Raw genomic sequence first — 15279 nt, forward strand, 5'->3', positions numbered from 1 at the left:
GCTTTTCTTGAAATTCCAACCCGAGAAAGCGAAACGAAAGTAACAAGTTAGCTTGCTATGGAGGGATTCCATGATTCAAAGCAAAGAAGCACCTGAAGAAAGAAATGAACGAGTCAGACAAGAGGAAATGAAGACAAGTTCTACTGCAAATCTAAATGACGCTATAACGAGAGGTTCAAATGGAAGTCTTGTTGATTTAGTAAGTGGCTTTGGTTGGAAAGGTATTGGTATTCTATTACTCGTCTTGTGTATAGGATTTATAGTCTATGCGGTGTTTTTTCGATAGGTAAAAAAAGATAGCAAATTAAAAAAGAAGCATTTTCCTTTTAGGAAAGTGCTTCTTTTGTGCGCTTGGCAGCGCTCCGAACTTAAGGGTGAAAGTCCCAAACACGCCGTAGTGGCGGAAGTGTATAGCTGACAGGCAGTGCATGCTCGTGAGGGAATGTGCGGAGGGCTTGAAGGCAAACTCTGGAACAGGCGACAATAACCATGTTGGCTGATAGAATCGGATAACCCTGCAAAAGAAGGGAGTGTCCAATCCCACAACAGGATTCTATAAGTTATGAGGACTGGGTTCAGAGGAAAGTTCGGTGACGTGACCCAAGGAGGTCTTATCGTCTCCACTTGGTGGTAACCCCCAGACAAGTCCGTGAGGGACAAGCTGGGATTATGGGTGGTAAGAAGTCAGAGCAGGGGATAGTAGTGATTAATCTCGCCAGAAAGGTCGCAAAGGCGAGAGATTCTGTACAGAGTTACAGAAGCAATCTTTCACCCAAAAGGTGGAGAATTGGTGCGAAGCCCGTCTGCCCATGGAAGAAAAGTCAACCAACTTAGGAAGCTGTCATGAGCCAGACAGAAGTCAGTGAGGTAGGTAGCCGAAGAACTGAGGTCGAACAGAAGGGTAGACCGTCTGGGGCGGAGTAACTTATGGGTGAAACGAACATTGTCTTAAATGACTAGAAAATCGTGGATACCAAAGGGAAGGAATACGAATCATGAACGAGCAAGAAGGAAAAGGTAACTTTCGTGAGGGATTTAGGAATCACCAGAGGAAATGGTATAGCCTTATGGATAAAATATGGGCATATCCTAATATGGAGGAAGCATTCCTGGAGGTAAAACGGAATCGAGGTTCTGCGGGAATAGATGGCGTGGATATTAGAGCCTTCGAATATGGTGTGGAGGATAATGTACAAATCCTTCAACAGGAATTATTAAGTAGGACATACAAACCAAGGCCTGTAAAACGAGTCTACATTCCAAAGGCAGATGGTTCTCAAAGACCTTTAGGAATTCCAACAGTACGAGACCGAGTTGTCCAAGCATCTGTGCGACGTGTGATAGAACCAATTTTCGAGGCAAAGTTCTTGGATTGCAGTTTTGGATTTAGACCTAAACGTAGTGCCCATATGGCACTGGAAAAAATCCAGAAAGACTTAACCGACGGTTACATATATGTAATTGATGCTGATTTGAAATCATACTTTGATACCATACCGCAAGATAGGCTGATAGAGGCGGTAAGGGAAGAAATTGTGGATGGCAGTGTTCTAAATTTAATCCAAAGTTTCCTCGAAGCTGGAATTATGGAAGATGGAAGCTTTTACTTGAATGAGAAGGGCACCCCGCAAGGTGGGGTTATTAGCCCTCTTCTCGCCAATATCTACCTTCATTCTCTTGATGAAGTCATGACAAAAAGAGGACATCGAATTACAAGATATGCCGATGACTTCGTAATATGTTGTAAATCAAGAAAAGGCGCTGAAAGAGTATTAAAATCAGTAATCCGATTCTTGGAGACAGAATTAGGTCTAATAGTACACCCTGAAAAGACGAAGATAGTCAACAATCTGGAAGAGCCATTTGTATTTCTAGGACACGAATTCACTAGAGGAAGATGGATGAAACCATCATCTAAATCGTTAAAGAAATTCAAAACGAAGGTAAAGGAAATTACTAGGAAGAATCAAACGGTCAATCTTGAAGATTTAGTTAGGAAAAGGCTGAACACCTATCTCCGAGGTTGGGGAAACTATTTTGGGCATGGACATGTCAAATCCTTATTCCAAGAACTGGATTCATGGATTCGAAGAAGGCTAAGGATGGTTCAACTTAGAAGTTGGAGAAAGATTAGGAAACTCCACAGAGAGCTGAGGAGAAGAAACTGGAAAGGCGAACTACCACAATTGCGAATGTACAATTGGAGAAGTTCCTTATCAACCCCAGTACACACAGCAATTCCAAACAAAAAGTTTGTGGAAATTGGTCTTGTTTCTCTGGTTGATATTTACAATGAACATCATTCCCAAAGGGAATAATCATGGAGGAGCCGTATGCGATGACCCGCACGTACGGAACTGCGAGAGGCGCATGAGTGATTCATGCGCCTACTCTATATTGTGATAAACAACAAAAAACTAAAATAAAACAATATATATTTATTGTAATACGATAAAAAACCTAATATGCTTATAAAGGGAGTGTTGAAGTTGAGGATAGATTCAATAAAATCCTTAGTTTCAAACCTAGACCCCACCCAAGAATGGAGGAGAGGTTTCAAATTGAGTATATCGATTGAGAATAACTATCAGAAAAGAATGACAAACAGAAGGTTGGTTAGAGCGTTCAAACAACTCGTGCATTTTGGCTGGGCACAAGCTTTATCTTGTTTATTTCCAGTGGTAATATTTGCTTCGTTAGCAATTACACAGATGATTGATCTACCATTAATGGCAAGATATGACTGGTTATTCATCATTTGTCTTCTCATGCAAGGCTTGATGATATGGTTTGGTCTTGAAACAAAAGATGAACTAAAAGTAATCACATTATTCCACTTGATTGGACTTATTCTGGAGATTTTCAAGGTTCATATGGGTTCTTGGTCTTATCCGGAGGAAGGGTTTTTTAAACTATTTGGCGTTCCATTATTTAGCGGATTTATGTATGCAAGTGTAGCGAGTTATCTTTGTCAAGCGTGGCGTAGATTAAAAGTAGTACTTGTTCAGTGGCCACCATTTATAGCTGTTGTTCCACTTGCAGCCGGAATCTATTTGAATTTCTTTACTCATCATTTTTGGATGGATGTACGCTGGATTTTATCCGTTCTTGTAATAGTAGTCTTCTGGCGGTCTTGGGTTACATACGAAGTTAATGGAACACAATATCGAATGCCAATTGCCTTATCATTTGTACTAATTGGATTTTTCATTTGGGTTGCAGAGAATATTGCTACATTTTTTGGTGCTTGGGAATACCCCAACCAAGTGGATGCGTGGAGTCTTGTTCATCTAGGAAAGGTGAGTTCATGGTTATTGTTAGTGATTGTAAGTTTTCTTATAGTAGCAACATTAAAGTTAGTAAAGGGAAAGCGTTAGTGTACTGTTGAGTCTCCTTAAAATAAACGAATATAATTATAACTTTAATGATAATAGTAGCTGGTAAATAAAATATAGAGATCAATTTAAAACAGGTGCTTATCAAGAAGTTATGGTCTACGATTCAAATATTCTTAAAAATGCTATAACATAATACCTAGAAATACTATGTATAAAGGCCATTTCTTTTGTGATGAAATGGGGAAAGAATCATTTAACTTATCTAAATAAAATACAAATTTTCCATGTTCTTAGAATATAACATGATACACTATATATGGGTAACAAATAAATACAACGTAATAATTCGAAGGAGATGGTTATCGTAGCAACTTTAACCGTCAAATTACTCAGGGACTAGGGGACGAATGCCAACGTCAGTGATATTAGTCATACACCTACTGGTGGAAGGTGGAGTAACATCTGTCTTACAGTGACTGGTACAAAGGAAACTAAAGCCAGTTATGGTTCGGATATACAGATGAAATAGGCTGTATGGAAGCTGGAATCAGAAGTAATCGCTATCTCTAAAGGAGGGCGGTGAATGGGTCACTAGATTAATAAAGCCTGAGACTTATGATTGTAAGGAAAGGAAACGGAACCCTGCCTCCATAGATTTGATTAAAATCTAGGAGGTAAAGTTCTTGAGTAAAAAGAGTGAAAATACAGGATTCCAATGTGAACATTGTGGTGCGTCGGTACTACCACTTACAAATGGTAGTTTCCGAAATCACTGTCCATATTGCTTATATTCCAAACACCTCGATGAAAATCCTGGTGATAGAAGTAGTTTATGCCATGGTTTAATGGAACCAATTGAAATAACTTATCATACGAAAAAAGGTTATCAAATTGTTCATCGATGTTGTTCTTGTAATAAAGTGCAAAAAAATGTTGTTGCCACAAATACCGTGCAAGAAGATAATATTTTTCTATTATTAACGAAGTAAAGTAAATAAAACACAACATGTATTTATTTGTTACCCTAAGCTACCTAAAGTAGTGTTAATAGGAGGACTTGCATGAGTCAGTTTAAAGCAGATTATCTTAACGTTATTCTAGCGCAATTTCAGCATTTTAAAGAACGAGCAGAAATGGGATTTCAGCAATTATCGGAGGATGATTTCCATTGGAAACCAAATGGTAAAAGTACACACTGTGATATAAATTGAACCGCCGTATACGGAACCTTATACTGGGACAAAGCCCGCTAATGCTATAAAGTTTAGTAAAATGGATATCATGCACCGTTCATTACTTAATCGTACGGTATATAAATCATTTCCACCAAAAACTTATAATTTTGGCGTAGTATCTAATCATTTCTATCTTTATATTGGCACTACAAATATACCAACAAGCGAAAAAGAAGTAAGAATCTCAGATTCTGGTCTAATGGTATATTTACCAAGCTCCGGTTGGTTGAGTACCACGAATATTATTGGACAATGGCCAATTCAATAAAATTTTATACTTATTGATTCACAGCAAACATCATGCCTTATTCAAGAAGCCCAATTAAAGAAACTAAGGTACAGAACAGAAGTAACTGTTGGTATAGTTAAAGTACTCTATGCGATTATATGCTATAGTAATAATATCGAGATGTTTTCTAGAGCATCTTTCATTTCTTTTTTATTGAGGTGATTACGTGGATAATGGTGAGTACAAAGCATATTTGAAACAGCAATATTCCAATGAGATTCGGCCGTTACAATCAGTTAATGACGTTATCTCCGCATTTCAAAAAAAATTAGATATTGCCGAAACAGAATTATCAGAATCCGAAGCTATTTTCTTGAAAATGACAATTCTTAACTATATTAATGTACACAAAAACGACCCTATAAAATCTAACTTGGATAACTTAAATTTCATTTCGTATGAAGTAGTAAGAAATGAAAAAAGTGATCATTACTACAATCATATGGGGATTACATCTGATAATGAAAGAATACTTGTCATTATTGAATCTCAGTTAAATGCAATAACCTCCAATTGCGAAGAACTAAAAGTGGATATGATTATTGAACGTGGAATCGACACATCTCATGTTAATCAAGAAACACCTGAGTTTTTTGCATATCTAATGCTTTTTGATTCTCATAATGAGAATCATTGACTACGACAGGGGATAAAAAGACAACATTTTATAGAAAAGTAAAAGAGTTACAGGAAAAATTAATTCTCGATTTTAAGTGACTATTCTCGGGTGGCGTCAGGAAAATGTGTTTAGCGTTGTAAATCCGCATTTTCTTGACGCTACCGCTAGGTTCTTTATTCTCCATATACACAGAAAGTGGGGGAATTTACCAACTTTAATGTAATTAATATTTTCCCAGCCATGGGACCGAACTTTAATGTAATTAGACATCCAGTAAACATTATAGTTGGTAATTCTCAATTGAAAGCTAAATATTATTTTTCTACCTCTGTTCTAAGATAGGACAGAGGTTTTTTGCCTTGGAATTTTTGGAAGTAATTGTTGGTGGGCAGCTAAGAAATGGATATTTGTGTTAAAATACATATAACATTTAGAAAGTTAAGTTCTTTAACTGACGGGAAGGTATGTTTAATAAGGGAGGATACACATGAAATTAATATACGTGACGCTTACGAGGATGATATTCAAGATATAATATATTTGAGAAGGCAATTAGATGACTTTCATGCTGAAATGAGACCTGATGTTTTTATAAGTTCTAATCTTTATGATGAAGAAGATATAAAATCATATTTAGAAACTAAAAAGTCCAGAGTTATAATTATTGAAAATCCAACAAACGAAATAATTGGGTATGCTGTATTAAATACTGAAAGAGTTGAAAAAATACTATTTTTAATAATAGAACTTTTATTTATGTAAATGAGATTTCCATACGAGAGGATTTAAGAGGTCAAGGACTAGGTAAACTTGTTCTTAAATGGATCGTTGAATATGCAAAGACTATGAATGTTGAAGCAGTTGAATTAGACGTATATGAGTGTAATGAAGTCGCTGTTAATTTATACAAGTCAATAGGGATGAAAAATAGAACCAATCGAATGGAATTAAAATTATAAGTTATTCAACGGGTGTGATAGTTAAATAAGTGGTTATCGATATTTACCTTGTGTTCCACAATCTGGCCATTCTATGGAATAAATAAAATTTTGTTCCATTTTACTTGACGGTCACACTATTTTCTACAATTGAAACTTTAACAGAAGAAGATTTAGATAAAACAGTCACCTTAAGAGAGAAGCCACTAAGTGTATTACAGGCCATTCAAACTGAAATAGCCCATATTAGTTATCATGTAGGACAGATTCTTTATATTGGGAAGCAAATCAAAGATAAAGATTGGACTATTTTAAGCATATCTACAAAAGATACCAATAAGGAGGGGGATTGAAATGATTGTTATTGAAACCGAGAGACTATATTTAAGGGAATTAGTGAACGATGATCTCGAATCGCTAGAATTGGTGCTTTCTGACCCAGAATCCATGCAATATTATCCTGAGCCATTTAATCGAAAACAGGTTGAAGGCTGGATCCAATGGAATATTGAAAATTATAAGAAGTATAGTCATGGTTTATGGGCAGTGGTGTTAAAAGAAGGAAATCAATTTATTGGGGATTGTGGTATTACCATGCAAAATATTGATGAAGAACGATTACCTGAAATTGGTTTCCATATTATTAAGGACTTTTGGAATAAAGGGTATGCAACAGAAGTAGCACGAGCGTGTATGGAGTATGCTTTTACCACATTAAATTCTCCTGCTATATACTCCTATACTACCATTGACAATATTCCATCTCAGAAAGTAGCGGAGAAGATTGGAATGAAGAAATATAAAGAATTTGATAAGAATGGGGTAAAACAATTGGCACAAGTAGCATATAACCCTAGTGTTTGATTCTAGTAAACTGGCAGCACCATCAGTTCTATTGGGACATATCTCTCTTTTCTAAGCATATAGTTATAGTATGACCATATTATAAATGAGGGGATTCGATTGAATGGATGGTTAAAAGTGTTCATTAGATTCATAGAATGTGTGATAATTCTTGCTATAGGGTTATGGGTGACGAACTCTATTTTAAAACCTATCTATGAGCAATATGGTATTATGCTTCTTGGCAATGTTTGGGTAAATTGGTTTGGTGTATCTTATCTTTTATTTGTTTGGTATTCTTTACTATTAGGGCTATCCCCTGTGAAGGAGAATAAAATTTATAAACAACGGATTAACTCTGGCATTTTCTGGGTTCTATGTATTGGAGCTATTTATGTGGTATTTGTCCCTTTTGTAAAGGGGGAGAATCCGTTTTGAGGTGCGAGCGTTTCTTGAAAAGTCGGGATCTTTTATTTTATATCTAATAGAACACAGGAGAGATTATAGGTAGGAATGCAGATAAAAAAAGAAAGAGAATCTAGGCTTCACACCTAAGATCCTCTGTCATTTATGCTAAATAATGGTTCATTACTTTTCTTACATAATTCTGTGTTTCTTCAAATGGAGGGATTCCCTGATATTTATCCACGTTTCCAGGGCCAGCATTATATGCTGCTAAAGCTAGCTCCACATTACCGTTATAGCGATTTAACATTTCGCGTAAATACTTCGCTCCACCCTCAATATTTTGTTTTGCATCATATGGATTGACCACACCGAGACCTCTTGCTGTGGAAGGCATTAACTGCATTAAGCCTTGCGCGCCCGCACTACTCTTAGCAAATTGATTATAGTTAGATTCAGTCTTAATGACAGCATGAATTAAACGCTCATCAATCCCATACTTATCGGAAGCTTCAGCGACCAAGGCGTTATAACCATTTGGAATTGGTTGACCTTCACTAACTTCTACGGCATTCGTATTAAATAGGAATGGAGACATTGTTAGTGGTAAGCTAGTTTGCTTCTCAAGCATAGTGGATTCTTCTAATTTATCATCTAGTATTTGTTTAAATGCTACATCTATTACTGGTGAAACGCTTGATAGACTATTCGTATTAGAACTTAAGATTGACATTGCTTGATATTGCATGATCAGCTGTAGTTGTCTTATATCCATTTTATCGCACCTCTATTTCACCTACTATTTTACTATAAATGATCCATAAAATACTAGAATGAAATTACTTCTTTACCAGAATTTTTTAGAATTTCCTTATAGAATAAATCATCTCCTATACAAATTACCTTGTCGCAAAGATGTTTTATTTCATCCATATCATGAGAAGTATAAAGGATGATTCGATTATGTTCCTTTGCTTGTTTAAGCAAATAGGAGCCAATTTCTATTTTAGATTTTAAGTCAATGCCGACAGTTGGTTCATCTAATAGTAAAATAGTTGGATCATGAATTAAGCTGATAGCAATGTTCAGCTTTCGCTTCATCCCTCCAGATAATGTTTTAACCGGTACATCCCACTTATCCAAATTCATCTCCAAGCATAACTGTCGTAATTGTTCACTTGTTTTATTTGTATAAGCGAGCTTTTCGAAAAATAACATGTTTTCTTTAACAGTAAGCTCATCCCAAATAGCAATATCCTGTGGAACATAGCCAATCTGCTTACGTATTTCTTTGCGGTGCTTTTTATAAGTATAATCAAAAAGGGTAATATTCCCCTTAGTTGGCTTATCGATTGTAGCTAACAACCGTAATAAAGTCGATTTACCAGCTCCATTTTCCCCGACAAGTCCGATCACTTCACCGGGCAATACGGAGAAGGAAAGGTTGTTAAGTATTTGTTTCCTGTTATAGCGTTTTGTTAAGGATTGTATATTAAGCATTGGTAACATCCTTTCGAAAAAGAGATATGAGAACCAGTATGAAACTAAAACTACTCCACAGAATGGTTGGATTGCCACTAATGAAAGCGTGGAGTGGATTAAGAACATCAGCGAAAGGTATTTCCGGAATAAATTGATGAACCGGAATGATTGAGCCAGTTAAAATGGCTAAAACGATAACCATCAGGAGTGATATACCGTAATATCTTGCAGTTTTCCTGAAGAAGCTTGCTATACTAAAGGAAAGCATACATAGCATAAACCTAAAGCTGATCAGTACGAATATAAAGTGAAGGGAAATCGCTTCATCTAATAATACTGTAAACACGGCTAAGGCCATGAAATCAAATAACAAAAAGATAAGAAAATATAAGATAATCAGCTTAAAGTAGTAGCTCCATTTTGACATGTGAATAAATGTATAGCGAGCTGAAACAGCTAATGACTTTTCTTTAATTACCCAGTCAAATAGGAATAATGAACTTAATAAACTAAAGATTGCCCAAATAGTCCACGTGTTCCATGAGATTAATGTAGGTTCAGCATTGCTATTTGTTGTTCCGTAATAGGTAAACGCTGTATTCAGTAGATTTTCATCCATTTGTACTTGTATAGTTTTTTGCTGAATTTCTTCTAATGTCCAAGGTTCTGTCCCGTTATACTGTTCATTCATCTCGAGGATAAAATTCGCTGCCTTAGCACGACCTGTCTGCTCTTGTACGAGTGAAACGATCATTTCTTTAATAGGGGAGTATGCAATCGATAATTCTGTTCGATAGCTCGAGAGAATCTTATTTCGCATCCCACTGTTAACAGCCTGCTCAAATCCTTCATGGATAATAAAAACACTATCAAGCTCATGTTTTTCCAATTGGTATAATGCTTCCTTTTTCGTCGTTTCATGTACTTGAACAAGCTCGGATTCTGTTATCGATTCTAGTACGTGATGCCCTAAATCGGAATCATCCTCCATCACAATTCCAATTGGAACACGGGAATCCTCTTGAATGGTATTGGCAATCGTGATGAAAAGATAGGTTCCAAGTATTGGTAGTAGAAACCAGAAGAGCATGCTGATTACTTTCTTTTTCCATAATAGAAGCCTTGTAAACAAAATATCCGTCATGACTTAACCCGCTCCTTCAGTAAAGATAACCCGATTGTCCAAAATGCTGAAATTCCAGCTGTGAGGAGAAGCGGTATGTAATCCGCATAAACTCGCCTGTTCAAGATAATTTCCTCTAACCAGTGAAATGCCTGGTAGGAAAACAGATAAGGAATATATTCCTGCATATAAAGCGGTAAATAAATAGCTGGAATGATAGAACCACTTGCAAGTAAGAAGATTCCAGTAACAATAATTTGTACGAGCAGCTGGAGCTTTTTAGAATGGACTATCGTTTCTATAAATGCTAGCACAAATAGAAAGTTAATCGTATGTAAGCCCAGTAGAGCTATCAATCTAGCATAATTATCATGGTGAATAGATAAATCTAGTACATGTATAAGTCCCAAAAATAATAACGTACCTAATATAATGCTGATCAGACATGTTATCAGGATTCTAGCGATGATTTGCTGAAGCTCCGTAACCCCATAAAGCATCATTCTCGTTTGAATTTCCTTGGAATGTTCTCTATACAATAGCTGATAAATAGTGAAAATCCATATAGTGAAAACAAAGAACCCCGCTGCCAGACCGAAATATTCCTTTGGGGTCGAGGTGGCATTATTGGATACGATTTGTTGGTCTAAAACATTATCCTTACTAATGGCATATAGTAAAAATTCGTTAAATTGTTCGAGTATGATCGTATTTCTTGTTTCCGGATCGATGTCTAATTGCTTGGCAAAATAATTGATAGTTAAAATATTCGCCTGGGAGGAGCTAATATGCCTAGCTGCACTATCAACTAATTCTTTTATAAGATAGCTTTCCATTTCTCTATTTGGGTTACCAACAACCGTTACAATGATGGACTCCCCACTATACAACTTATTGGTAAACTCTTCAGGGAAGAGGATATAGGCTACTAATTCGTCTTGTTCTATTTTCTCTTTTGCCTCTTGCTCAGAAAAACGTTTCATATGTAAATAATCCCCTAATTGGGAGGACTCCTCTAACAATCTAATGACCATTCCGGTCTCAGTAGATTGGTCAAGGTCAACTAAACCAATTTGTATGGGTTCTTCCTGTACATTCGTTATATAAGCAACCAAAATAAATGCAACTAATCCAATTAGAAAGATTGGAAAAAGCAAAAGAAGAGGAAGTGATCGCCACTTCCTCCTAAGTTGCATTAGATTATTTTTGGTGAATAACGATACAAGCTTAAGGAATTGCATTATGTTCACCTACTTCTAATACTTGTCGCCGAATGGTTCTTTCTATTCCATGGTCGCTGCTTTATTTATACTTAAAAGCCAAATCCAATAACGCTCATTAACCATTCTTCAAATTGTGGTGTGACCTCTGTTTCAAAGTATGTCATTAGCTCTTCTAGAGATAAGCTGCCGATATCTTTTACTTCTTCTTCAGCAGGTAATGAGACATTATCTGTTACTTTAGATTCTTTATTGACCTTTAATACGATTGCGTTTGCTGGTATTCCATCACCAGCAACGGAGAATTCATGATTGGATTTCATTTGATCCCCATCATATTCTGCATCCCCAGACCAAATTAGATCCATTGCATAACCAGTATCATCTGATAGGGTAAATGTTCGGTTGAAATCTTTTTTACTCTTATCTACTGTTTCGTTAGATTCATAGATTACTTTTAGTGTATCACTAGTTAATGTTAAGCTATCGTTGATTTCGCCCTTATTATTTGACAATTCACCATCTAAATTAATCTTATAATCAATTCCTAGCTCATCTACAAAACCTAAATCATATGCTAATGATACATCTGTATCGTTTTGGTTCAGTGTGCCATTTAGATAAAACGTAACTAGTTCATCTTCTGTTGGACCTAATTCAATAGAAAAGTCACGTTTTACGATAATATCCTTATTAACCCAAATCGTGGAGGTGAAGCCATCTGGAATCATAAAGCTATCCAGACCAGTAATAGCTTCTTGCAAAATGTTTTCGTATTCTTCATCAAAGTTTGGAATTAATACATCAATACTTTCACCAAATCTAAATGGACCGGCTCCTTGGGCTAGAATATATTCCTCTATGATCTCTTTCATGCGATCATCATCAGCCATTTTAGTAAACGTATCTTTTAAAATGTCCTTTACCTGTTTTTCAGTTAGTTGGAAGGTGATTTTTTCCGTATCAATGTTATCGTCACCTATTTTTACCTTTTCATTATTGGATGTAAAGGCTTCTTCCGGGAGCGCTTCATAAAGACCATTAATGTAATTGTCTTTTATATATTTCATGTCTTCTTCAGCCAGAACGCTTTGATTAAAGAACATATCAAAATCAATTGATTCTTCTCCAGTGAATGTCATCGGGTCTGCTTGATTGAGGAGCTTACCAAAATCATCGCCTTTTAATTGCAGTACTTCATTCATAAATGGAAGTCCTAACATCACTTTTTCAGATGTTATAAAGAAGTTAATGTCTTCAATAGAGAAATTACCAAAGCTTCCCTTTAATGAAGCTTTGCCAACCTTTTCTTTACGATCTAATTGATTTGTTAAAGTAATAGTTGTGTTATTTAGTATTTGTTCAGGTGTTATATATCCTGGACTATCTGATAATTGCATACTAAGTTGTGCGGAAACCTCATAAGTATCTTCTATAGGACTTTCTAATCCTTTTTCAGACCACGCCAGTTCTGATCCATATCTGTCCTCTACCTGTTTTCCCAGAAAATCTACAGTTTTCTTTTCATACAGAAAATAATTGGTTTTTGGTGATTTATCAATTAAAACAAATGCAGCTACACTTCCTCCAATTAATAATACGGCAGCTGCAATAATAATTGATAATAATTTGTTAAAGCCCTTTTTATTCTGTTTTCCATCTTGATAGTTTTCTACCATCTATATTCCCCTTTCAAAATCAAACCTAAAAAGTAAATAAAATACAACACATACATTGTATAACATTGAGAATTAAAAGAGTCAATTTATTTTCAAAACCGTATTTATTATAAAAAATGAATCGAATTACCTATCAATGAAATTGTTGTTTTAGACGTTAATAGGTCCTTTGTATTGCAAATGCTAAAACTTTCCATTTCGAATTTAACGTTACTTCATCTATATGAGACAAGTATGGGTATAATGACTTAATTAAGAAAAAAATAAAAGGAGGCTGGGACAAAACCCCAGTAAATTAATATAAGCATGGTCCTTACCAACGTTTTAACGGTAAGGACCATGCTTATTATTTTTTGCACGCAATTTTCTGATATTAAAGTAAACAAAAAGGACACCATCTGATAAAATTAAAGTACGACCAATAACTTTTTTCGGAGGTGTCCTTATGTCGTATTATAACATGAAACAAGTTGTATTACCTATGGATTTGGAAGTTAGATTAAAAGAAAATGACATTGCCTTTGCCATTAATGATTTAGTAGAAAGTATTCCAGAAAGTGCTCTTGAACCACTTAGAAAAGATACAGGTCGTCCGCCATATGCTTCGCGGATGATGTTGAAAATTATCCTTTGTGGTTATACGCAGTCTGCCTTTTCGGGCAGGAAGATTGAAGCCTTATTAGAAGATAGTGTACGAATGATGTGGTTATCTCAGGAGCATCAACCAAGTTACAGAACGATTAATCGCTTTCGTGTGCACCCATTAGCGAAAGGGTTATTACGTGAGTGCTTTGTACAGTTTCGATCTCAGTTGGTAAAGGAAGAAGTAATTGAAGAAGAGGCTATTTTTATTGATGGCACAAAGATTGAAGCCAATGCGAATAAATTCACATTTGTATGGCGAAAATCGGTTGAAAATTATAGTGAAAAACTAATTGAAAAGTCCAATCCAATGTACGATGAGTTAATTGAGAAGCGAATCATTCCTGAAATAGAACGGGACGATTTCGAAGAGCTTTCGGTTGAAGAAATGAAAGAAATTGTGGAAAAACTGAGTGAAAAAATTGAAGCATACGACAAGGAAATTGAAGCGAGTGACGTTGGTGTTGAGCGGAAACAGCTTCGTTCCGAGCGAAAAGCACCAAAACAATATCGTAAGCAATTTGAAGATTTTATTGAGCGTAAACAAAATTATCAAAAGGATATGGAGATTTTTGAAGACCGCCATAGTTACTCAAAAACAGATCATGATGCCACATTTATGCGGATGAAAGATGACTATATGGGAAACGGACAACTGAAGGCTGGATATAATATTCAAGTTGCGACGGAAGGCCAATATGCGCTCGCTTATGATGTGTTTCCAAATCCAACCGACACCCGTACGTTGATTCCCTTTTTGAATACGATTGAAGAACGCTTCTTTGAACTACCTAAATATATCGTGGCAGACGCAGGGTATGGTAGTGAACAAAACTATGAAGATATTATGAATAATAGAAATAGAACACCTCTTATTACATATAATCAGTATCGAAAGGAGAAGAAAAGAAAACACAAAAACAATGCTTTTCATGTAGACAATTGGGAATACAATGAAGAGGATGATGCATTCATTTGTCCGAATGGAAAGAAATTATTATTCAGCCATGTGTCCCATCGAACCGACAAATACGGATTTAAACGCGAATTTAAAGTCTATGAATGCGAAGATTGTTCCGGATGCCCTTTACGCTCCATGTGTACAAAGGCGAAAGAGGGAAACAATCGAAAAGTATATCTCAATGAAAAGTGGGAATCTCAAAAAGAATACGTCAGGGAGAAGCTTTCAGACGAGAAAACTGGTGAAATTTACGGTAAACGTAAAATCGATGTGGAGCCAGTCTTCGGATTTCTGAAGGCTAATTTGGGTTTCACTCGAATGTCTGTTAGAGGAAAAGAGAAAGTGATAAATGAATTAGGATTTGCGCTTATGGCGGTAAACTTGAGGAAGTATACCGCCAAAATGGGTAAATCTAGTTTAGGAAATGGAAATGATTTCAAAAAACTGGTTCCAAGCAATTTTCAATCGCTTAGAACCAGTTTTTTATTACTTTCTGGCTAGTTTT

18 protein-coding genes are annotated in these 15279 nt (G+C 35.9%); 13 read left to right on the top strand and 5 right to left on the bottom strand.

What is annotated here, in order from left to right:
• Window positions 1-73 precede the first annotated feature (73 nt).
• The 12 genes from MKY78_RS17015 to MKY78_RS17070 all read left to right on the top strand — a co-directional run bounded on the left by MKY78_RS17015 (window position 74) and on the right by MKY78_RS17070 (window position 7700).
• On the top strand, window positions 74-286 hold the full coding sequence (locus MKY78_RS17015) for a DUF6366 family protein (protein WP_339217942.1): 213 nt from the start codon (window positions 74-76) through the stop codon (window positions 284-286).
• Between the two features lie 709 nt (window positions 287-995).
• Window positions 996-2318, top strand: coding sequence for a group II intron reverse transcriptase/maturase (gene ltrA / locus MKY78_RS17020; RefSeq protein WP_339212845.1), 1323 nt, complete (start codon window positions 996-998; stop codon window positions 2316-2318).
• Between the two features lie 279 nt (window positions 2319-2597).
• Complete coding sequence (locus tag MKY78_RS17025) at window positions 2598-3377, top strand: DUF817 domain-containing protein (RefSeq protein ID WP_339217944.1); 780 nt, start codon at window positions 2598-2600, stop codon at window positions 3375-3377.
• Between the two features lie 644 nt (window positions 3378-4021).
• On the top strand, window positions 4022-4327 hold the full coding sequence (locus MKY78_RS17030; RefSeq protein ID WP_339214385.1) for an RNHCP domain-containing protein: 306 nt from the start codon (window positions 4022-4024) through the stop codon (window positions 4325-4327).
• Between the two features lie 72 nt (window positions 4328-4399).
• On the top strand, window positions 4400-4549 hold the full coding sequence (locus MKY78_RS17035) for a hypothetical protein (protein WP_339214387.1): 150 nt from the start codon (window positions 4400-4402) through the stop codon (window positions 4547-4549).
• Between the two features lie 61 nt (window positions 4550-4610).
• Window positions 4611-4841: a hypothetical protein gene (locus MKY78_RS17040; RefSeq protein ID WP_339214389.1), complete on the top strand. Its 231-nt coding sequence runs from the start codon at window positions 4611-4613 to the stop codon at window positions 4839-4841.
• A gap of 187 nt (window positions 4842-5028) precedes the next feature.
• Window positions 5029-5499 (top strand): hypothetical protein, encoded by a 471-nt coding sequence (locus tag MKY78_RS17045; RefSeq protein WP_339214390.1) that lies wholly within the window; start codon window positions 5029-5031, stop codon window positions 5497-5499.
• Window positions 5500-5880: 381 nt separating this feature from the next.
• Entirely contained in the window at window positions 5881-6243 is a 363-nt protein-coding gene (locus tag MKY78_RS17050; protein ID WP_339214392.1) for a hypothetical protein, read from the top strand.
• An 11-nt stretch (window positions 6244-6254) separates the two neighbouring features.
• Window positions 6255-6440, top strand: a complete 186-nt coding sequence (locus tag MKY78_RS17055) for a GNAT family N-acetyltransferase (protein WP_339217946.1) — start codon at window positions 6255-6257, stop codon at window positions 6438-6440.
• A gap of 104 nt (window positions 6441-6544) precedes the next feature.
• Window positions 6545-6772, top strand: coding sequence for a DUF1572 family protein (locus MKY78_RS17060; RefSeq protein WP_339214393.1), 228 nt, complete (start codon window positions 6545-6547; stop codon window positions 6770-6772).
• Window position 6773: 1 nt separating this feature from the next.
• The gene (locus tag MKY78_RS17065) at window positions 6774-7283 is read left to right on the top strand and encodes a GNAT family N-acetyltransferase (RefSeq protein WP_339214395.1); all 510 of its coding nucleotides are present in this window, start codon (window positions 6774-6776) and stop codon (window positions 7281-7283) included.
• Between the two features lie 141 nt (window positions 7284-7424).
• A complete protein-coding gene (locus MKY78_RS17070; RefSeq protein ID WP_339214396.1) occupies window positions 7425-7700 on the top strand; it encodes a hypothetical protein in 276 nt (91 codons plus the stop codon).
• Between the two features lie 130 nt (window positions 7701-7830).
• Here the strand turns inward: MKY78_RS17070 and MKY78_RS17075 are convergent, their stop codons facing one another.
• From MKY78_RS17075 to MKY78_RS17095, 5 genes are all read right to left on the bottom strand, one after another.
• Complete coding sequence (locus MKY78_RS17075) at window positions 7831-8442, bottom strand: lytic transglycosylase domain-containing protein (RefSeq protein ID WP_339214397.1); 612 nt, start codon at window positions 8440-8442, stop codon at window positions 7831-7833.
• Window positions 8443-8495: 53 nt separating this feature from the next.
• Window positions 8496-9167, bottom strand: coding sequence for an ABC transporter ATP-binding protein (locus tag MKY78_RS17080; protein WP_339214398.1), 672 nt, complete (start codon window positions 9165-9167; stop codon window positions 8496-8498).
• Window positions 9160-10293 (bottom strand): ABC transporter permease, encoded by a 1134-nt coding sequence (locus MKY78_RS17085; protein WP_339214399.1) that lies wholly within the window; start codon window positions 10291-10293, stop codon window positions 9160-9162. Before MKY78_RS17085 ends, MKY78_RS17080 begins: the two co-directional genes overlap by 8 nt.
• On the bottom strand, window positions 10290-11513 hold the full coding sequence (locus MKY78_RS17090; RefSeq protein ID WP_339217948.1) for an ABC transporter permease: 1224 nt from the start codon (window positions 11511-11513) through the stop codon (window positions 10290-10292). Before MKY78_RS17090 ends, MKY78_RS17085 begins: the two co-directional genes overlap by 4 nt.
• Before the next feature lie 71 nt (window positions 11514-11584).
• On the bottom strand, window positions 11585-13171 hold the full coding sequence (locus MKY78_RS17095) for a DUF6583 family protein (RefSeq protein WP_339214400.1): 1587 nt from the start codon (window positions 13169-13171) through the stop codon (window positions 11585-11587).
• 445 nt (window positions 13172-13616) lie between these two features.
• Between MKY78_RS17095 and MKY78_RS17100 the strand changes: the two genes are divergently transcribed.
• Window positions 13617-15275, top strand: coding sequence for an IS1182 family transposase (locus tag MKY78_RS17100; protein WP_339212493.1), 1659 nt, complete (start codon window positions 13617-13619; stop codon window positions 15273-15275).
• Window positions 15276-15279 lie beyond the last annotated feature (4 nt).

Source organism: Ornithinibacillus sp. FSL M8-0202, assembly GCF_037975285.1.
GTDB classification, from domain to species: domain Bacteria; phylum Bacillota; class Bacilli; order Bacillales; family Amphibacillaceae; genus Ornithinibacillus; species Ornithinibacillus massiliensis.